General features: G+C 42.4%; 16 protein-coding genes and 1 other RNA gene. 13 read left to right on the forward strand and 4 right to left on the reverse strand.

Translation table 11 applies throughout. The features are described from left to right. Window positions 1–131 precede the first annotated feature (131 nt). The 5 genes from LNN34_RS05635 (at window position 132) to odhB (ending at window position 7,959) form a co-directional block, all read left to right on the forward strand. Entirely contained in the window at window positions 132–722 is a 591-nt protein-coding gene (locus LNN34_RS05635; protein WP_059336574.1) for a superoxide dismutase family protein, read from the forward strand. 87 nt (window positions 723–809) lie between these two features. Then, the gene (locus LNN34_RS05640; protein ID WP_059352493.1) at window positions 810–1,700 is read left to right on the forward strand and encodes an AAA family ATPase; all 891 of its coding nucleotides are present in this window, start codon (window positions 810–812) and stop codon (window positions 1,698–1,700) included. A 10-nt stretch (window positions 1,701–1,710) separates the two neighbouring features. Continuing rightward, window positions 1,711–3,627: a vWA domain-containing protein gene (locus LNN34_RS05645; protein ID WP_229042957.1), complete on the forward strand. Its 1,917-nt coding sequence runs from the start codon at window positions 1,711–1,713 to the stop codon at window positions 3,625–3,627. 228 nt (window positions 3,628–3,855) lie between these two features. Then, window positions 3,856–6,690 (forward strand): 2-oxoglutarate dehydrogenase E1 component, encoded by a 2,835-nt coding sequence (gene sucA / locus LNN34_RS05650; protein ID WP_059293273.1) that lies wholly within the window; start codon window positions 3,856–3,858, stop codon window positions 6,688–6,690. 15 nt (window positions 6,691–6,705) lie between these two features. Next, on the forward strand, window positions 6,706–7,959 hold the full coding sequence (odhB, locus tag LNN34_RS05655) for a 2-oxoglutarate dehydrogenase complex dihydrolipoyllysine-residue succinyltransferase (RefSeq protein ID WP_059293272.1): 1,254 nt from the start codon (window positions 6,706–6,708) through the stop codon (window positions 7,957–7,959). 57 nt (window positions 7,960–8,016) lie between these two features. Here the strand turns inward: odhB and LNN34_RS05660 are convergent, their stop codons facing one another. After that, window positions 8,017–8,982, reverse strand: coding sequence for a bile acid:sodium symporter family transporter (locus LNN34_RS05660; RefSeq protein ID WP_229042958.1), 966 nt, complete (start codon window positions 8,980–8,982; stop codon window positions 8,017–8,019). A 240-nt stretch (window positions 8,983–9,222) separates the two neighbouring features. On the opposite strand from LNN34_RS05660, the gene LNN34_RS05665 reads away from it, so the two are divergent. After that, entirely contained in the window at window positions 9,223–10,560 is a 1,338-nt protein-coding gene (locus tag LNN34_RS05665) for a sodium-dependent transporter (protein WP_229042959.1), read from the forward strand. A 31-nt stretch (window positions 10,561–10,591) separates the two neighbouring features. Here the strand turns inward: LNN34_RS05665 and LNN34_RS05670 are convergent, their stop codons facing one another. The 3 genes from LNN34_RS05670 to dhaS form a co-directional block, all read right to left on the reverse strand. Then, window positions 10,592–11,437, reverse strand: coding sequence for a superoxide dismutase (locus LNN34_RS05670; protein ID WP_044155550.1), 846 nt, complete (start codon window positions 11,435–11,437; stop codon window positions 10,592–10,594). After that, window positions 11,427–13,325, reverse strand: a complete 1,899-nt coding sequence (locus LNN34_RS05675; RefSeq protein ID WP_229042960.1) for a prenyltransferase/squalene oxidase repeat-containing protein — start codon at window positions 13,323–13,325, stop codon at window positions 11,427–11,429. The genes LNN34_RS05670 and LNN34_RS05675 overlap by 11 nt, the downstream gene beginning before the upstream one ends. A 99-nt stretch (window positions 13,326–13,424) precedes the next feature. After that, window positions 13,425–14,912: an aldehyde dehydrogenase DhaS gene (dhaS, locus tag LNN34_RS05680; protein ID WP_024121723.1), complete on the reverse strand. Its 1,488-nt coding sequence runs from the start codon at window positions 14,910–14,912 to the stop codon at window positions 13,425–13,427. Between the two features lie 228 nt (window positions 14,913–15,140). Between dhaS and LNN34_RS05685 the strand changes: the two genes are divergently transcribed. The 7 genes from LNN34_RS05685 (at window position 15,141) to LNN34_RS05715 (ending at window position 20,908) form a co-directional block, all read left to right on the forward strand. Continuing rightward, a complete protein-coding gene (locus LNN34_RS05685) occupies window positions 15,141–15,344 on the forward strand; it encodes a DUF6501 family protein (protein WP_024121722.1) in 204 nt (67 codons plus the stop codon). Between the two features lie 383 nt (window positions 15,345–15,727). Further along, entirely contained in the window at window positions 15,728–16,072 is a 345-nt protein-coding gene (locus LNN34_RS05690) for a PH domain-containing protein (RefSeq protein ID WP_024121720.1), read from the forward strand. Window positions 16,073–16,191: 119 nt separating this feature from the next. After that, window positions 16,192–16,683 carry a TraR/DksA family transcriptional regulator gene (locus tag LNN34_RS05695; protein WP_229042961.1) on the forward strand — a complete coding sequence of 164 codons (492 nt, stop codon included), beginning with the start codon at window positions 16,192–16,194 and terminating at the stop codon, window positions 16,681–16,683. Between the two features lie 150 nt (window positions 16,684–16,833). Continuing rightward, window positions 16,834–17,460, forward strand: coding sequence for an FMN-dependent NADH-azoreductase AzoJ (gene azoJ, locus LNN34_RS05700; RefSeq protein ID WP_202657168.1), 627 nt, complete (start codon window positions 16,834–16,836; stop codon window positions 17,458–17,460). 230 nt (window positions 17,461–17,690) lie between these two features. Next, window positions 17,691–17,877, forward strand: a non-coding RNA gene (gene ssrS / locus LNN34_RS05705) — 6S RNA. A 143-nt stretch (window positions 17,878–18,020) separates the two neighbouring features. After that, window positions 18,021–19,808: a DNA helicase RecQ gene (gene recQ / locus LNN34_RS05710; protein ID WP_229042962.1), complete on the forward strand. Its 1,788-nt coding sequence runs from the start codon at window positions 18,021–18,023 to the stop codon at window positions 19,806–19,808. Window positions 19,809–20,044: 236 nt separating this feature from the next. Further along, window positions 20,045–20,908 carry a LysM peptidoglycan-binding and 3D domain-containing protein gene (locus tag LNN34_RS05715; RefSeq protein ID WP_044155560.1) on the forward strand — a complete coding sequence of 288 codons (864 nt, stop codon included), beginning with the start codon at window positions 20,045–20,047 and terminating at the stop codon, window positions 20,906–20,908. Window positions 20,909–21,100: the final 192 nt, after the last annotated feature.

The following is a 21,100-nucleotide window of genomic DNA, read 5'->3' on the forward strand; positions in this document are numbered from 1 at the left end:
ACTGTATAAAACAAAAAAGCTTGTAGAAAAAACATCGTTTTCTCTACAAGCTGAGCCTTTTAAAAGGCTTTTTTTAGTTTATATCGGAATATGATTGACCAGACTGTTAGAAAAAACAAGGGGGAGACAGCATGAATCGTTTCTTGCTCCTTATCGTGCTGACGGCACTGGGTCTTGCGGGATGCAATCAGGAAACACCTCCTGATCATCCGCGGCGGGTACCGGAAAAAAAGGTAATAGAAACCTCAGCGTTTCGTCATCAGATTCAGCTGGTCAATAGAGAAGGCAAAAAAGTCGGATTTATTGAAATAAAAGAGTCAGAAGACGAAGGGCTCGATTTCCACATTTCAGCACACAGCCTGACACCTGGGGCTTCACTCGGGTTTCATATTTATGAAAAAGGATCATGTGTCAGGCCGGATTTTGAATCCGCGGGCGGACCTTTTAATCCGCTGAACAAAGAACACGGCTTCAATAATCCGATGGGACATCATGCCGGAGATCTTCCGAATCTTGAAGTCGGCGCAGACGGGAAAGTAGATGTTATTATGAATGCGCCTGAAACCTCTTTACAAAAAGGAAGCAAATTGAATATTCTCGACCAGGATGGCAGCGCGTTTATTATTCATGAACAGGCTGACGACTATTTGACGAATCCGAGCGGAAATTCAGGAGCGCGAATTGTCTGCGGAGCGCTTTCTGGCAATAACGAGAAACAGTAATATAGCGGGAGCCCTTTTGTATTGAGCATACAGGGGCTTTTTTAGTATACTCGTTAATGGAATACGAATAGGAAAGGAAACCTGTCTATGACATCTCAATTGCAGCATTTAATATTGCCGGAAGATATACAAAATAAGCTTTTATCATATAAAAGCCAGCCGATTTCTCCAGAATTTCAATCGCTTATTGGGACATCAGGCTATGAGGCGGAGGATGAAGCCATTTTATTCGATGCCATTATCGCATTAGCGATGGGGAAAAATATCCTGTTAAAAGGACCTACAGGCTCAGGTAAAACTAAGCTGGCAGAAACATTGTCCAGCTATTTTCATAAACCAATGCACAGTGTCAACTGCTCAGTTGATTTGGATGCTGAAGCGCTGGTCGGCTATAAAACCATTGAAAATCAATCTGGCCAGGCGACGATCGAGTTTGTCTCGGGACCTGTGACAACGGCCATGAATGAAGGCCACTTTCTTTATATAGATGAAATTAATATGGCAAAACCCGAAACCCTGCCCATCTTAAACGGTGTATTGGACTACAGAAAAATGATGACAAATCCGTTTACAGGAGAAGTCGTTCGGGCAAAAGAAGGGTTTGGAGTCATCGCTGCCATCAATGAAGGCTACGTCGGAACCGTTCCGCTGAATGAAGCGCTTAAAAACCGTTTTGTCATCATTGATGTGCCGTATATTAAAGGCGAGCTGCTGAAACAAGTACTCATGTCTCAGTCTGCTCTTCATGATGAGAAATTGATTGACCGGTTTATCACGCTGTCTTCTGATTTGATCGTTCAGGCCAATAACGGGCAGGTGTCTGAAGAAGCGGCATCCATCAGAGCTTTAATTGATACGTGTGATTTAGCCGCTTATATTCCGCCGCTACGCGCCATCGAACGCGGAATTGTAGAGAAGCTTGACGATGACCGTGAAAAGGCGGCGGTCCGAAATATCGCAGAAACTCTGTTTGAATGAGGGATGTGCGATGAAATTTATCAAATTTAATGACAGCACAATTGACTCGTTTTTATTTATGATGCTGACCGATTTGGCCAAAACGCTCACCAAAAGTGAGGCAGTGGAAGTGGAGTATGGCGTTCAGTCCTACTACAACCCATTTGAAAAAAAAATCTACATGAGCCACTTTTGGAAGGACAGAGCAGCTGAAGATATGGAAGCAGGTCTCAAAAGCGATGTCTACCTTCGATCGGTCGGAACAAAATACAGCTCGCTGCAAGAGTTTGCGAGCCTTTTGGATTATATCCAGCACAATCTTACGTACAAAAGCTTTGCCAAACAGCTGTTTATGCTGCTTGAGGACATCAGAATTGAAGAATGTATCAAACACGAGCGTCCTGGGACAAAGCATGTATTTGCAAAACGAAAAGACATGTACAGAAAACATTTCTCCACGCAGCTGACTTTAAATTTAGAACGAAGCATTTTTACGGATGCGCTCTTTTGCGCCATGTATGTCAAGCTGACGGCGGAATCGCCTCTGGAAGCCATCCCGTCTATGCGTGATGATATTGATCTGATGCGCCCGTTTATCGAACAGCAGCTCTTGCGTGTGTATGAAGCTGATTCTACACATCACGTTCTGAAAATTGTCGAAGATATCATGGACGGACTTGAAGAGGTGCTTGATAAAGACATGCTGAATACCTACTTCTTTTTGCCTGAGTTAGATTATGCAAAAGCTGCAGAGCAGCCGTTATTTGAAGAAGAGAAAAAAGCGCCGAAGCTGAGCGATGACATAACGCTTCCGAAAAAGTCAGACGGCGATGAAGATATTCACGATGAAGAAATGCCGACTTGGCACCGTGAAACAGAAGCGCCGTCTAAAAGCTTCCTTCAATTTGATATTGAACACGGCGCAAAATCTGATTTAGGAAAAGATGCTTCTCGAGAAGGGGACGATGGAGACCAGGCCCTCGGCTCTGTTCAAGGTTCAGCCAGACAGACAAAACGAAAAGACTATTCCAAACTGGAAGCGCTGGAGTCCAAAAAAGACCAGCCGAACGGTGCGGGTCTTGCCAACGGAAAGGAAAATAAATTCGCGTTTGCGATTTATAAAGAACCGCAGCCTGCAACACAAGATGAAGAGCTTTCTTATAAACAGCAGGCAAAATCGATCGAATCGTATCAGAAGCGTTTGAAACAGATGATTCAAAAAACGCTTGAACACAAAAAAACGCTGCCAAGGACTGACCTTCACGCGGGCCGTCTGAACAACAAGCTTCTCCGTTATTTTACGGAGTGGAATCCGCGTCTTTTTTACAAAAAACAAGAGCCTTCTTCAGAAATTGACGCTGTTTTTACATTGCTGGTCGACTGTTCAGCAAGCATGTTCGACAAAATGGATGAAACGAAGCGGGGAATCGTATTGTTTCACGAAGCCCTGAAGTCGGTAGCAGTCCCGCATCAAATTGTCGGTTTCTGGGAGGATACAAACGATGCGACCGAAACGAGTCAGCCGAACTATTTTAATACGGTAATTCCATTTCAGTCATCCTTAAGAAAGGCGGCGGGACCGGCGATTATGCAGCTTGAACCTGAGGAAGACAACCGTGACGGCTATGCGATCAGGCAAATGACGAAAAAAATGCTGCAGCGGAGCGAGGCGCAAAAATTCTTAATCGTGTTCTCTGACGGAGAGCCGGCCGCATTTGGTTATGAGCAAAATGGAATTGTCGATACAAGTGAAGCGGTTATCGAAGCTCGAAAAAGAGGAATAGAAGTCATAAATGTTTTTCTCTCCAACTCGGAAATTGAAGAATCACAAATGAAAACGATACAGGATATGTACGGGAAGTTCAGTATATTTGTCCCGGATGTCGATCAGCTTCCGGATGTACTGTATCCGCTTCTTAAAAAACTGCTCCATAAAAGCATAGGATAACCCTTTATTCTATGCTTTTTGGCGTTTCTTTTTTTAAATGATTAAATTTTTTGTTTTTTATAAAGGTTTTTTACTATTTTGTGAACAATCAAGGTAGAATCAAATTGCAAACAGTGGTAAAATATCGTTGGAAGCGTTTTTATTACATAATTTTGGACACAGCGTTCGAAAGTTATTTTAAGATAGTGAATAAATCACTTGATTATCTAGGTTGGGGGTAATATTCAAATGTTTCAAAATAATATGAAACAACGAATGAATTGGGAAGATTTTTACGGTCCGAACCTCGGTTATGCCCTGGAGCTTTACGATCAGTACACCCAGGATCCGAACAGCATTGATCCGGATCTGAAGGAAATGTTCGACGAACTCGGAGCTCCTCCAAGCGATATAAAAGAGGCATCGGGAACAAAAGAAAAGGGACGTGTTACAGCCGATCTGATACAAAAGATCGCATCAGCAATCAGACTTGCAGAAGATATACGAACCTATGGCCATTTGAACGCTTCCGTCAATCCGCTCAGAAAGGATGGGAAAAAGAGCGAGCTCTTTCCATTATCCGATTACGGGCTAACAGAAGAGGAAATAAAAGAAATACCTGCGTCGGTCATTTGTAAAGACGCTCCTACAAACATTACGAACGGTTTAGAAGCCATTCAATATTTACGAAATACGTATAAAAGAACCATCTCATTTGAATTTGATCATGTACACGACTTTAAAGAGCGCGAATGGCTGACTCAAAAGATTGAATCCGGTGAATTGTTCCAAAAGAACTCAGCCGAAAAGCTGTCAGCTGTGCTGGAGAGACTGATGGAAGTAGAGGGATTCGAGCAATTTTTACATCGGACCTTCGTCGGGCAGAAGCGTTTTTCAATTGAGGGTCTGGACGCTCTCGTTCCAGTGCTTGATGACATTATTGCACAATCTGTCAAATCAGGTACAACGAGCGTCAACATCGGTATGGCGCACAGGGGCCGCCTGAATGTGCTGGCACATGTGCTGGGCAAACCGTATGAAATCATCTTCTCAGAATTCCAGCACGCGCCGAACAAGGATCTTGTCCCGTCTGAAGGATCAATCGGCATCAGCTACGGATGGACGGGGGATGTCAAATATCATCTGGGAGCGAACCGTGAGCTTCATGACGCTGAAACGAAGTCAGCGCGCATTACGCTGGCGAATAACCCGAGCCACTTGGAATTTATCAATCCGATTGTTGAAGGCAGCACAAGAGCGGCGCAGGAAACAAGAACACAAAGCGGATATCCGGTTCAGGATGAAACAAAATCACTTGCGATTTTAATTCATGGAGACGCTGCGTTCCCGGGGGAAGGAATTGTAGCTGAAACATTGAATTTAAGCTCTTTAAAAGGGTATCAAGTCGGCGGTGCGATTCATATTATCGCCAATAACATGATCGGATTCACAACAGAAAGCGCTGAATCAAGATCAACAAACTATGCCAGTGACCTGGCGAAGGGCTATGAAATTCCGATTGTTCACGTAAATGCGGACGATCCTGAAGCCTGTCTTTCAGCTGTTAAGTTTGCAGTAGAATACCGAAAAACATTCAACAAGGACTTTCTGATTGACTTGATCGGGTACAGACGCTATGGACACAACGAAATGGATGAGCCGTCAACTACTCAGCCGATGCTGTATGACGCTGTAAGAAAGCATCCGACTGTCAAACATATTTTCGCGGAAAAGCTCGTTAAAGAAGGGGTGCTAACCGAGGAAGTTGTTCAAAACATTGAAAAGTCGGTAACGAAACGCATAGAAGACGCTTATCAAAAAGTGCCGGCTAAAAAGGAACATATCGCCAGTGAAATAGAACTTCCGGAACCTGTTTCCAACGGCTTTCCGGATGTAGATACATCTATTGATTTTGATGTGCTCCGCAAGCTGAATGGCGAACTGGTCAATTGGCCGGAGTCGTTTAATGTATTCGGTAAGCTAAAACGCATTTTGGAAAGACGGGCCAAAGCGTTTGATGATGACAGAAAAGTGGAATGGTCATTGGCTGAATCTCTCGCGTTTGCTTCCATTCTGAAAGACGGAACACCGATTCGATTAACAGGACAGGATTCTGAGCGCGGAACGTTTGCCCAAAGAAACCTTGTGCTTCACGACAGTGAGACAGGCAAGGAATTTGTGCCGCTGCACCATTTGTCAGATTGTGACACATCATTTGCCGTTCATAACAGCCCGCTGTCTGAAGGATCTGTACTCGGTTTTGAATACGGCTATAATGTGTATTCACCTGAAACACTTGTCCTTTGGGAAGCGCAGTATGGGGATTTTGCCAATGCTGCTCAAGTGTACTTTGACCAATTTATTTCTGCCGGACGAGCAAAATGGGGCCAAAAATCCGGATTAGTGATGCTGCTGCCGCACGGTTATGAGGGACAGGGCCCTGAGCATTCAAGCGGTAGAATCGAGCGGTTCCTGCAGCTAGCTGCTGAGAATAACTGGACGGTTGCCAACCTGACAAGCGCCGCTCAATATTTTCATATATTAAGAAGACAGGCTAAAATGCTGCTGCGTGAGGAAATTCGTCCGCTCGTCATCATGACGCCGAAGAGCCTTCTGCGCAATCCGAATACCGTTTCTGAAGTGCAGGAGCTCAGCGAAAGCCGCTTCCAGCCTGTTTACGAACAGTCAGGACTTTCTCATGAGTATGAAAAAGTAACGCGGCTCGTATTATCCAGCGGTAAAGTATCTATAGACATCAGCGATCATTTCAACAAGTTAGAAGACGGGAAAGAGTGGCTTCACATTGCGAGAATTGAACAGCTGTATCCATTCCCTGCAAAAGGAGTCAAAGAATTATTTGCAAAGCTTCCGAACCTTAAAGAAATCGTTTGGGTTCAGGAAGAGCCGCAGAACATGGGGGCTTGGAGCTACATCAGCCCTTATTTGACAGAACTTGCACCAGAAGGAGTAAGCGTTCAATATATTGGACGAAGAAGACGATCCAGTCCTGCAGAGGGAGATCCGACAGTTCATAAAAAAGAACAGGAACGTATTGTATCTGATAGCTTGACTCGCAAAAACTAAGGGGGAAATGAAAAAATGGCGGAAATTAAGGTACCTGAATTAGCAGAATCAATCTCAGAAGGAACAATAGCCCAATGGTTAAAGCAGCCCGGTGATTATGTAGAACAGGGTGAATATCTGCTTGAACTTGAAACGGATAAAGTAAATGTTGAATTGACAGCAGAAGAATCGGGTGTTCTTCAAGAGGTATTGAAAGATTCGGGTGATACCGTCCAAGTTGGAGAAATTATCGGTACCATTACAGAAGGCGCGGGTGAAAGTTCTGCCCCTGCTCCTTCAGAGAAGGCTGAAAGCAAAGAAAGTGAAAAAGAAGAAAAGCAAGCTGAACCAGCGGCGCAAGAAGTGAGCCAGGAAGCGCAAACTGAAGCAAAATCAAGAACAATCGCATCTCCTTCTGCCCGTAAGCTGGCGAGAGAGAAAGGGATTGACCTGTCTCAGGTTCCGACTGGCGACCCGCTTGGAAGAGTGCGCAAACAGGATGTTGAGGCGTATGAAAAACCGGCGGCGAAACCAGCTCCTCAGCAAAAACAGCAGCCGCAGGCTCAAAAAACACAGCAAAGCTTTGAAAAGCCTGTTGAAGTGCAAAAAATGTCACGCCGCAGACAGACAATCGCAAAACGTCTAGTCGAAGTACAGCAAACATCTGCGATGCTGACTACATTTAATGAAGTTGACATGACGGCTGTTATGAATCTTAGAAAACGCCGCAAAGACCAATTCTTTGAGCAAAATGAAGTGAAGCTCGGCTTTATGTCTTTCTTTACAAAAGCTGTTGTAGCGGCTTTGAAAAAATATCCGCTCTTGAATGCAGAAATTCAAGGCGATGAGCTGATTGTTAAAAAATTCTATGATATCGGAATCGCTGTCGCAGCTGAGGAAGGACTTGTCGTTCCAGTTGTACGTGATGCAGACCGCCTGACATTTGCAGGCATTGAAAAAGAAATCGGCGAGCTTGCGAAAAAAGCGAGAAGCAATAAATTGACCCTTGGTGAGCTGCAAGGAGGCTCATTTACCATTACAAACGGAGGGACTTTCGGTTCACTCATGTCGACACCGATTTTAAACAGCCCTCAAGTTGGTATCCTGGGTATGCATAAGATTCAGCTGCGCCCTGTCGCAATTGATGAAGAGCGTTTCGAAAACCGTCCGATGATGTATATCGCTTTATCTTATGATCACCGAATTGTAGACGGTAAAGAAGCAGTTGGATTCCTTGTCACAATTAAAAACTTACTAGAAGATCCTGAACAGCTTTTATTAGAGGGATAAAATTAAAAAGGTACATCACGGATAAACGTGATGTACCTTTTTATATACAATAGAATGTTAAAGAGACAGTTCTGTGCTGTTTGAATCTTCTTTTGGATTCTTACCTTTTTTAGACCAATATGTAGCGAGCAGGGAGCCCGAAAGGTTGTGCCATACACTGAAAATCGCGCTCGGAACGGCAGATAGCGGTGAAAAATGTGCCGTGGCAAGTGCTGCGCCAAGCCCTGAGTTTTGCATGCCGACTTCAATTGCAATTGCTTTTTGAGACGAATAATCCATTTTTAACAGCTTTGCACAAAGAAATCCCAGTAAATATCCAAACCCGTTATGCAGGATGACTACTGAAAAAATAAGCAAACCTGATTGAAGCAGGTTTTCCCGGTTGCCGCTTACAACAGCTGACACAATGGCAACGATACCGATGACTGAAACAAGCGGCAGGGCATGAACGGCTTTTGCGACCTGTTTTTTGAAAAATATTTTGACGACTAGGCCTGCAATGATTGGAATCAATACAGCCTGCAAAATCGAAATAAATAACGAGCCAGGTGAGACAGGCAGCCATTCCTTGGCAAACAGCATAATCAAAACCGGCGTCAAAACAGGTGCCAACAAGGTGGAAATCGTAGTGACAGCAACAGACAGGGCCGTATTGCCTTTTGCTAAAAATGTCATGACATTAGAGGCAGTTCCACCGGGACAGCAGCCAACGAGAATAACGCCTACCGCGATTTCCGAGGGGAGATGCAGGCCATAGGCTAAGCCGAAAGCAACAAGCGGCATAATCGTATATTGGGCAATCACTCCGATAATGACGTACAAAGGTTTTCTGAGTAGCTCTTTAAAATCATCGGTTTGCAGTGTTAGCCCCATTCCAAACATAATAATGCCAAGGAAAATCGTAATATAAGAACTGATCCAAGAAAATAATGACGGGAAAGAAAATCCGAGCACGGCAAAAACAATGACCCAGATTCCGAAGGTTTGTCCCGCGAAATGACTTATCTTTCTGATGTTTTCCATAAAAACACTCCTCATACACTGATCAAGAACTCCAGCAGAAATCCTTACAGATTTTTTGGTATTCCCCTATTATAATTAATTTTCTGAATAATGCAATATTGATAGATTGACTGTATTCTGATATATCTATGTAGATAGATGATAAATATATTATGTAAACTAATCAAAATATTCTTGACTATATAGGTAGATATTCTTACAATGAACCTTTAAGCTGTTTTGGAAAATAGGAGTGATAGGGTGAAGGAAGCTAATCAATGGTCTTCGAAGCTGGGCTTTATTTTAGCTGCGGCTGGATCGGCTATCGGTCTCGGTGCAATATGGAAATTCCCATATGTAGCAGGCACCAGCGGAGGAGGCGCGTTTTTATTTATTTTTATTTTATTTACAATTTTAATCGGACTGCCATTATTGCTCGGTGAATTCATCATAGGCAGAAAAACACAGCAAGATGCCGTCCAATCCTATAAATCTCTTGCTCCAGGGTCTAAGTGGCATTGGATAGGCTATTTGGGCATGGCGACGTGCTTTATTCTGTTATCATTCTACAGCGTCGTCGGCGGATGGATTTTAAATTACATTTTTAAAGGCTTTACCGGCGGTTTATCGCATACGTCAGGATTTAATACGCTGTTTGCGAATACTATTTCAAATCCTTATTTGGCTGTAGGAGGCCAGCTGCTGTTTATGCTGGTCACAATTTTGGTTGTCGCAAAAGGTGTAAGCAGCGGAATTGAAAAAGCAAGCCAAATTTTAATGCCGGCGCTTTTTATATTATTTATCATTTTAATGGTGCGTTCAGTTACACTTCATGGAGCGATAGAAGGTATTAAGTTTTTCCTGACACCTGATATCTCTGCGATTGACGCCAATACGATATTATATGCGATGGGCCAGTCCTTCTTCTTATTAAGTGTCGGTGTATCTGTAATGGTAACGTATAGTGCTTATCTAGAGAAACAAGAAAATCTGGTGCAGTCTGCTGTATCTGTTACGGTTTTGAATGTCCTTGTCGCCATTATGGCGGGCATCGCGATCTTTCCAGCTGTTTTTTCATTCGGCCTCAAACCGGATCAAGGGCCTGTTCTGTTATTTAATGTGCTGCCGACTGTGTTTAATCAAATGCCGTTCGGAATTGTCTTTTTATTAGCATTTTTAATTCTATTTTTATTTGCGGCACTGACCTCTGCCTTTTCAATGCTTGAAATTTTGGTCGCTGTGCTTTCTAAAGGCGATGTTAGTAAAAGAAAACGATTTGCTTGGATCGGCGGGATTGCTATCTTTCTGGTCGGCGTACCGTCTGCGTTATCATACGGGGTTTTAAGTGATGTTACCATTTTTCACATGTCTATTTTTGACGCAGCTGATTTTCTGGTCAGCAATATTTTAATGCCGTCAGGAGCGTTATTGATTTCTATCTTTGTACCGTTAAAAATACCGAAAGAGGATTTGTTTAACGAGCTGAAAAGCGGCTCAAACCTCAAGCGAAAGTGGTTCGCGGTTTGGCTTCTGCTGATACGTTATCTTTCACCTGTTGCAATCATTATTGTATTTTTACATGTATTAGGTGTTTTTTAAAAAATGAAGCCCCCTGGAAAAGGGGGCTTTTTTAATAGAGTTTCCATACAACTTCTTTTGCCTGTTCAAAACGTTTTTCGGCTTCACGCCAATCGACTACATTCCACCAATGATCAACATAGCTCCCGCGGTCATTTTTATATTGCAAATAGTAAGCATGTTCCCATACATCAAGCGGCAAAAGAGGGATAACATCCCACTGGCTGAAGTGCTGGTGCTTCTCTGCGGCTAAAATCTCAAGCCGTCCGGAACGAGGGGACCAGACAAGAATGGCCCACCCGACACCCTCCACTTTTTTTGCAGCTTGGGTAAAATGCTCCTTAAAGGCCGAATAGCTTCCAAATGAAAGATCGATCATTTGAAACAATGCTCCAGTAGGACGTCTTTTTCCGTTTGGATGCATAGAAAACCAAAAAATACTGTGCAAATAATGGCCGGCTCCATGAAATGCCAGCTCTCTTTCCCAATGAGTGATCAAGTCATAGTTCTTTGAAGCTCTGGCATTCTTAAGCGCCAATTCTGCCTTATTCAGTCCGTCAACATAGCTTTGATGATGCTTTGTATGATGAAGCACCATAATATCACGTGAAATATAAGGTTCTAAAGCGGAGTACTTGTACGGAAGCTTTGGGAGAACATGTTTTCCTATAGGAACGAAGGCACGTCTTTCACCTGTTTCTTCTGATTGTGTAATATCACGATAGAGTGTGGCGGCCTGCTGATACCACTCTTCTTCTGTCGTCTGGTCATCCTCCAGCGCTTCAATCATCTTTTCGATTTGATCCTCAAATTGATCAAGCTGTCCTCGTTTTTGAATCTGATCTTTTAAGGCTTCACACCAATTGAACATCTCGTTTTGATAAGATTCACGTTTCATTTGCTGTCTCCTTTTCAATAGAATTCAAATACTTGCTGACAGCCAGCAAAGGGAACACATAAGGGTAACTATGGTAACGAATATAAAATTGCTTTGGCAGCCCGATACCCACTGGATAAGTCAAGCTTCTACCGTCATGAGAACTGTTGTCCATGAGGTAGTTCATTCCTTTCACAATTGCTGAATGACTGGGTTTTTCAAATTGTAATAAAGCATCTAAAGCCCATGCAGTTTGTATAATGGTTCCTTCTTTAAGCGGCACATAGGTTTTGACCTCCGCGCTTTTGCAGGATTCACCCCAGCTGCCGTCATCATTTTGTACGGTTTTGAGCCACCGGATTGCCTTTTGTATCGAAGGATGTGTTCGAACAACTCCGCAGGCGTGCATACCGGTCAAGGCAGCCCATGTGCCATAAATGTAGCAAACACCCCATCGTCCGTACCAAGATCCATTATGTTCCTGGTTTTCAAAAAGCCAGTTCACAGCACGCTGAATGTGGTGATGTTTTACTGAAAAGCCGGCTTTTTCACCTAAAAAGTGCAGCACCCGCCCGGTAAGGTCGGCGGTTGAGGGATCAACAGCCGCATCCTCGGCGGATTCAAGCGGGAGGTGGCGGATAAGAGGGTGGTTCACATTTTTTTCAAAGGCGGAAAACCCTCCATCATTGTTCTGCATCGATAAAAGCCAAGCCACACCTCGCTCCCAAGAAGAAGGAGAGAAGTTGCGGGGAATTGCTTTTAAGACGGCTGCGGTGTCGTCACAATCAGGGTTATTCGTGTTGATATTTGAAAATCCCCAGCCGCCTGGAGATACATTTGGATTTTTGACAGACCAATCTGCTATCTTGGTATGCTGCCGCTTTTGTAAAAACGAAGCGGCTTTTGTCATTGTACCGTCTGTTTCGGCAACGCCGTTTTGCTGAAGCGCATAGGTGATTAATGCAGTATCCCAAACAGTGGATGTGGAATTTTCTAAGTAAGGAATGCCGCCGCATTCAGCCACCAATGCTTTGATGCCATTTATTGCCCTTCGGATGACCGGTGAATGGCGTGACACACCAAGTGACAGAAGGCTGTATACCATAAATATTGTGGCGCTTGCATAACTGTACAGTGTGCCGTCTTTTTCAATCCGGTCAAGCATATACGTTTTAGCTGTGTGTAAGCCCAGTTCCTGAAGAGCAAAGGGTGCACGAAAAATGCGCTTCCAATGAGTCAGAACAGAAGAGAGGTCTCTCTCCTCGAAAGCATCGGAACGGAGCCAAGTCAAAGGATTTTTTGTCATGTGCGGGTCGAGGTGGCGGAGAGATTGAATTTTGCGGTTTTTTAGTGTGAATCGCTGATTGAGTGTTACGGCCATCGGGGCAAAGTGTATACGGGCATATGTGCTGAACTGATAAAAATGAACCGGGAATGTTGGGGGAATTGCTAAAAGCGACAATGGCAAATATAAAGCGGGCCAAGGGTAAAGGCCATTTGCTGCAAGCATCCATTTTGTCATAAAATGAATATTTCTCAAGCCGCCATGTGAAGCAATGAATTGTTCAGCTTTTTTCATGTGCGGATCAGTTCGATGGTAGCATCCTGAAGCCAGCATTCCGACATATCCTTGGACGGTAGCTGTTATATTGCCGCCTGTTTCGTCAGGAAAATTGTTAAACGTTCCGTCTGGCTGCTGATTTTCGCGAATGCCGACTGCGAGTGCCGAAATGAGTTCTTTTTCATTTTCACCTTCATCAAGTGAGCTGAGGAGCAGAATAAAAAAAGAATTCGTCATGATTGGCCCTTCAAAGCAAAATGTCCAAGAACCGTCATCATTTTGCCTATCTTTCAGCTCTGAAATGGTTTTTTGCTGATAACGCCTCACCTTCTCCTGAAGTGTGCTCATCCCGCTCAACTCCTTCAGAAGATATATATTCATCTGCTTTTGCCGCCATTACTGAAAGAAAAAAACTGCTGGCTGGCAGCAGTTTTTTTGAAAAACCTTTTAGTCCTCAAGATTAATCCAGACACTCTTGACTTCTGTGTAGTTATCTAGAGCATATGAGCCCATTTCTCTTCCGAGTCCGGATTGTTTATAACCGCCGAATGGCGAAGCTGCGTCAAACACATTATAGCAGTTTACCCAGACAGTGCCGGCTTGAAGACGATCTGCGATATAATGGGCTTGTTTTACATTCTCGGTCCATAGTCCGGCAGCAAGTCCGTATTCAGAATGGTTAGCTCGTTCAATGACTTCATCCACTGTTTCATATGGTATGGCCGTCAGGACTGGTCCGAAAATTTCTTCTTTAGCGATGGTCATATCGTCTTCAACATTCGCAAACACAGTCGGCGCGACAAAGTATCCTTCTTCATAAGGGCAGCTTCCGCCAGTGACAGCTTTAGCCCCTTCATCTTTCCCTTTTTGAATATAAGAAAGAACGCGTTCATGCTGCTCCTTGCTCACGAGCGGGCCGATTTGGGTATCTTTATGAAGTCCGGCTCCTTGGCGGAGTGATTCAGCATAAGACACCATCTCATTGACAACTTCATCATACTGGTCTTTATGAATAAAGACGCGTGAGCCCGCACAGCAGACTTGGCCTTGGTTAAACATGACACCGTTTAAAGCGCCTGGAATGGCTTTTTTCAAATTCGCATCCGGGAGCAGAATATTAGGTGATTTTCCGCCCAGTTCCAGGGTGACCCGCTTAATGCTTTTTGCCGCCGTGCCCATGATTTTCTTTCCGATTTCTGTTGATCCGGTAAAGGCAATTTTATCAACCGCTTCATGGTTGGTAAGTGCTTCTCCCGCATCCTCACCGAATCCCGGAATGATATTGATGACACCGTCAGGGAAACCGGCTTTATCAATTAACTCAGCCAAATAAAGAGCTGAAAGCGGGGTTTGCTCAGCAGGCTTAAGCACAATGGTACAGCCGGTTGCAAGAGCCGCACCCATTTTCCACATCGCCATAAGAAGCGGGAAATTCCATGGGATGATTTGCCCGACGACGCCGACAGGCTCATGGCGTGTGTAATTAAAATAAGAGCCGGAAACAGGGATTGTCTGCCCTGTTATTTTTGTACACCAGCCGGCGTAATAGCGCATATGCTCAATAGCCAGCGGAATATCTCCATTTGTTGTTTCGTTTATTGGTTTTCCGTTATCAAGGGTTTCAAGCTGAGCAAGCTCAGTTTTATGCTCTTCCATTAAATCTGCCAGCTTATACATCAGTCTGCTTCTCGATGCTGGAGACATTGTTCTCCACTCGCCTTGATCAAAGGCTTTGCGGGCAGCTTTAACGGCTTTGTCCACATCCTCTGCCTGGGCTTCATACAGCGTCATTAAGGTTTCGCCTGTCGCCGGGTTGGGCGTGTCAAAGGTTGCCCCTGAGGCACTCGGAACAAACTTTCCATCAATATAAAGCTTCTTTGTTCCCTGTAAAAATGTCTCCAGCCTTTTACTCACTTGCATCGTTAAAGAACTCATTCGTAACAAACCTCCAGTCATTTTTATGGTCTGTTCTGAGATTCTTGGTGATAGAATGGATATTGCTTCATTGAAGAGCAGGAATTAGCTGTGATCGTTACTGCGGAAGTAAGCGTATACAAACATTCTATACTAGAAAACAAGGCAAAATCAATGAATAACCGATATTGCAATTTACAAAAGAAAAAAGCTACAATAGGTTTATAGACAAGTAAAGGAGATTTCATCATGATACATAAAAATTGGCTTGAAAAAGAAACCATTAAAAAAGTAAAGTGTGTTCAGACAAACGCAAAAAAATACATTGTAAATCGCGTATTAACTCCGGGGAAAGAATATGAAGTGAAGAATGAAACAGAGGAATTTCTGTTTGTCGTCGATAATACAAATAAAATCGGTGGTTACTATAAAGAATATTTTGAAGAGGTATAATCACCGATCGAATTCCTGAGAAAGAAGAAACAGAAGATGTCACATTGAAGATACAGATGGTTATGCAAAGAACCGCAGCTAAGCTGCGGTTCTTCTTTGTTTCAAAAAGGGAAAATAAAACAGATACACAAAAGAAACGTTAAAAAACTCATTTTTCAAAAAATATTTACGGAAAATGAAACTTTTTTCTCTTTTGGTGCGTACTACATGATGACAACAATTCAAAAGACAAGAAACAAATCAAAAATTTGAAAAATGTAATCTGTTCGTAATGGTTTAAATGTCTTCTATGTCGTATTCTTATATAGGGATAAAGGACTTATTTTATTTAATGTAATCTCGTCATAAGAAAAATAGATAAATGCAGAAAGAGGGGTTCTTCATTGGGTATTTTTTCTGTTAGCAGATCAACTGACGCAAAGAAGCTTGAAGCTTTGCTCGTTGAAGGGGAAAGAATAGAATCGATTTATAAGCTCCGGGTTGACCAAATTTGCTTTACAAACAAACGTATCATTTTCTTTGATAATAAGGTGTTTTCTAAAAAGAAGGTACGTGTATTTCTTCCATATAAAACGATTGAAAGCTTTGCCATTCAAGAGGCGGGAATGTTTGATCCCGATACTGGACTTTTATTAATGACAAGAAGCAAAACCTTTGAATTAGAATTTGCGAAAGATACCGATTTAAGCGAAGTGCAAGCGGTGCTGACAAAGTATTTATGCAGCTGAATAAACTGACTGAGGCCAGCCGTCTCCAAAGAATGGTTTGGCTTTTTTTGTGCCATAAAAGCTTTTTTGGTTTGTCAGTATTCAAAACGGGGAACAGAGAAAAAAAGGAGAGGATACACATGGCACTGACTAAAGAACAAACTCAGCATCTCTACCATAAATTGCTTGATATGCAAAAAGAATTGTCTGGCGAAAAAAAGAAAACACAATCAATGACTGAAGAAGTAGGAGAGCTGTCTAATGGGGTCGATAACCATATGGCTGACCACGGAACACTTGTAACAGACCGCATGACAGACCAAACGGTAAAAGAAATAGACCGGGAGCTTTTGGAGGAAGTTAATCATGCTTTACAAAAGATAAAAGACGGAACGTACGGCATTTGTGAAAAAACTGGTCAAGACATTCCATACGAAAGATTGGAAGCTGTTCCGTACGCAAGAATGACAGTGGAAGCTCAAGCTGATATAGAGGATGACTTCGAAACGGATGCTCCGTCATTCGAAAGGGAGTTTCATGAACAGGTCAAAGATCTATCTAATAAAGAAACAATTGATCAAAAAAGCTCTCAAACGTATGAGATTTTAGATCGTGAGCAGGATTCAAACTGAAAATGGCAAGCAAGTACACCGATATGAAGTGTACTTGCTTTTTTTTATGAAAAAATCTCATATTCGAAATAAAGTGATTGACTTTGCATAAAAAAGAAAGTAACATACTATTTGTAAGTTAATATAAAAAGTTTACCGGGAGGAATACAAATGTCTACAGTTTTATTTGTAAAATCAAGTGACCGTACAGCTGAAGAAGGTGTTTCAGTTAAACTATACGAAGCATTTCTAGCTGCATATAAAGAAAACAACCCTAGTGATGAAGTGATTGAATTAGATCTTCATAAAGAAAACCTTCCTTACCTTGGAAGAGATATGATTAACGGAACATTTAAAGCAGGTCAAGGTATGGAAATGACTGAGGAAGAGAAAAAACAAGCTGCAACAGCTGACAAATATCTGAACCAATTTGTAAAAGCTGATAAAGTGGTATTCGCATTCCCGCTTTGGAACTTTACAGTGCCAGCAGTGCTTCATACTTATGTGGATTACCTGTCTCGCGCAGGCGTTACATTCAAATACACACAAGAAGGACCAGTTGGTTTAATGGGCGGCAAAAAAGTTGCACTTCTTAACGCGCGCGGCGGCGTTTATTCAGAAGGACCAATGGCTTCACTAGAAATGTCATTAAACTTCATGAAAACAGTTCTTGGTTTCTGGGGTGTTCAAGATTTGCACACAGTTGTCATTGAGGGACATAACGCAGCGCCTGATAAAGCACAAGAAATTGTTGAAAAAGGTTTACAAGAAGCAAAAGAGCTTGCTGTTAAATTTTAATGAATGAAGACTCCTATCCGTGAGATAGGAGTTTTTTTGCGTGCACATATTATATAGAAGAAAGTGATGACTTCTTGCCGTTAAAAAGCGCCGTTTTTTATTGTAATATATTTTTTGTTTGTCGAATGATTAGATATATTAGCGAAAAAACAGTTTTATGGACGAAAAAAAGTTTTTCTGAACAATTGATCTACCCCTTGATAAAATATGTCCGATGGTGTACTATATAAAAGAAGCTACTTTGTACGTATTGTTAATTAAGTTTTAACCTTTAAGCTGTAATAGGGAGTTTTATATCGAAGCCGGAATGTCATGCCTCCATTGTAGAGGACGACAGGAACGTTTCTGCAAACACCCACTTTGAGGAGTGGTGGTTTAAAACTTTCTTACTTGCATACGGCAAGATGTAGCAAAAGCCATTTCCTTTATGGAAATGGCTTTTTATTTTATCTAAAAAAGGATTTTTATATCGAAAATTCAATTTCCATCTGAGAAGAAATGCAGGGTTATTTTTTGTGATATGATGGGAGAAATTGAAGGAAAAGCGAGGGTTACACGTTATGTTACATAAAGCCCAATCTCTTTTGGCGCATTATTTCGGTTATGAAAAGCTGCGCAGAGGGCAGGAGGAAGCCATCCGTTCGGTGACAGAAGCGAGACAAAACACGGCCTGCATCATGCCGACAGGCGGGGGGAAATCAATTTGCTATCAAATTCCGGCATTGATACTTGAAGGAACAACTATTGTCATTTCACCGTTAATTTCCTTAATGAAGGATCAGGTTGATGCTCTTGAAGAAGCGGGAATCAGAGCTGCTTACATCAACAGCACGCAAACCAATCAAGAGATATATGAAAGGCTGAACGGGCTGAAAGAAGGAGCTTATAAGCTTTTTTACATTACACCAGAGCGGTTAACGTCAACAGAATTTATTCGTATTTTGCAAAGCATTGACGTTCCTCTAGTAGCAATAGATGAAGCGCACTGTATTTCTCAATGGGGCCATGATTTCAGGCCAAGCTACAGAAACATTGAAATTCTGTTTCGTGAGTTAAATGACAAACCCGTCATCATGGCATTAACGGCAACAGCAACACCTGAGGTGCATGATGATATATGCAGCCAGCTGCATATTCAAAAAGAAAACACGGTGTATACCGGTTTCTCCCGTGACAATCTGACTTTAAAAGTTGCAAAGGGGGAAAACAAAGATCGTTTTATTGAAGAGTATGTAAAAAGAAACAAACATGAAGCAGGCATTGTCTATACGGCGACAAGAAAAGAAGCAGATCGGATATATGAGCGATTAAAACGAAATCAGATCAGCGCAGGGCGGTATCACGGGGGCTTACAGGACGAAGTCAGAAAAGAACAGCAGGAAAGGTTTCTGAACGATGAGCTGCAGGTCATGGTTGCCACATCTGCTTTCGGCATGGGCATCGATAAATCAAATATCAGGTTTGTTCTTCATGCACAAATCCCGAAAGATATGGAAAGCTACTATCAGGAGGCGGGACGAGCTGGCAGGGATGGCCTCGACAGTGAATGTGTGCTTTTATTTTCTCCGCAGGATATTATGGTGCAGCGCTTTTTAATCGAGCAATCGGAAAATGAAGAGAAGAAAAAGCAGGACTTGAAAAAACTGCGGCAAATGGTTGACTACTGCCATACGGAAGATTGTTTGCAGCGATTTATTCTGATGTATTTCGGAGAAAAGGAAGCTGAAGCCTGCGGACAGTGCGGAAACTGCACAGATACAAGAACAGCCCATGACGTGACGAGAGAAGCACAAATGGTCTTATCGTGTATCATTCGCATGAATGAACGTTTTGGGAAGACGATGGTTGCCCAGGTGCTCGCTGGATCAAAAAATAAAAAAGTGCTCGAAAACGGCTTTAGCAGCCTTTCAACATACGGAATATTAAAGCACCAATCAGTTGGTGAAATCAGCGACTTCATTGAATTTCTGATTGCTGACGAATTTATTAGGATGTCAGATGGAACATTTCCGACTCTTTTTGTAAGCGGAAAAGGGAGAAATGTGCTGAGAGGCGAATTATCAGTAGCGAGAAAAGAAGCATTAAAAGCAGAAGCCATTACGGAAAATGATGAGCTGTTTGAACGGCTGCGCACCTTACGCAAGCAAATTGCAGCAGAGCAGGGCGTCCCGCCTTTTGTCGTTTTTTCTGATCAGACACTGAAAGATATGTCAGGAAAACAGCCTGTAAATGATGAGGAACTTTTATCTGTAAAAGGAGTCGGAGAACAAAAAAGAGCAAAATATGGCCGGCTTTTTTTAGAAGAAATACAAGCTTATGTACAGGTGACAGACTCGAAAAAAGCATAAATCAACCTTTTTTTCTTTGAAAAACACATTTTCTTTTCTTTTTTTTGACTCGAACTTAAAAGACTTGAAAAGCCTATTACATCAAGGGTTCAGTAAGACTTTCCAACGGAGAGAAATCCTTCATGTAAAGGAACTGTAATCTAAATCATATCTTTTTGTTATTGATTTGACATTTACATGTGTTACGATATCACCTGTTAGCCGCCAATAAAAAGCTAACAAGGGAGGATTTACTTATGAAGAAGACGATTATGTCCTTTGTAGCAGTTGCAGCACTTTCAACAACTGCATTCGGAGCTCACGCTTCTGCAAAAGAAATCACGGTGCAAAAGGGTGATACGCTCTGGGGGATCTCTCAGAAAAACGGAGTGAACCTAAAGGACCTAAAAGAATGGAACAAGTTAACTTCTGATACAATCATTGCGGGAGAAAAACTGACCATTTCTTCAGAAGAAACAACCACTTCTGGGCAATATACAATTAAAGCGGGAGATACGCTTTCTAAGATTGCTCAAAAATTCGGTACGACAGTTAACAACCTGAAAGTTTGGAATAACTTAAGCTCTGACATGATCTATGCTGGATCTGCACTTTCAGTAAAAGGTCAGGCAACAGCAGCAAACACAGTGACTGAGAATGCGCAAACAAGCGCACCTCAAACTGAAACAAAACAAGAGGCTGTGCAAAAAGAGCAACCTAAACAAGAAGCTGTTCAACAGCAACCAAAACAAGAAACAAAGGCTGCAGCAGAAACTTCTGTTAAAACAGAAGAAAAGGCTGTTGAATCTAATACAAATCAACAAGAAGCGGCAAAAGAACTAACTGTTACTGCTACTGCTTACTCTGCTAACGACGGCGGCATTTCCGGCGTTACAGCAACAGGCATCGACTTAAACAAGAACCCGAATGCTAAAGTTATTGCGGTTGATCCAAACGTGATTCCGCTAGGTTCTAAAGTCTATGTTGAAGGTTATGGAGAAGCAACAGCAGCAGACACTGGCGGCGCAATAAAAGGAAATAAAATTGACGTATTTGTACCAAACAAAAGTGATGCACATAATTGGGGCGTCAGAACAGTAAGTGTAAAAGTGTTAAATTAATAGAATAGATGAAGTTAAAGGACATGTAGCTCTAAGCTCGTGTCCTTTTTTTGTTTTTTAGAGACGTAAAACATAATATGCTGATAAAAGAAAAATTGTGCTCCTTCTGATTTCGATGAATAGAAGGTAAACGCTCCTGTCATCTACTGTCTTTGCGGAAGGTGTTGTTGGTTTTTGCTATGATTATTGTAT

Origin of the sequence: Bacillus sp. AF23 (assembly GCF_020861455.1) — a bacterium.
Lineage (GTDB): Bacteria > Bacillota > Bacilli > Bacillales > Bacillaceae > Bacillus > Bacillus halotolerans.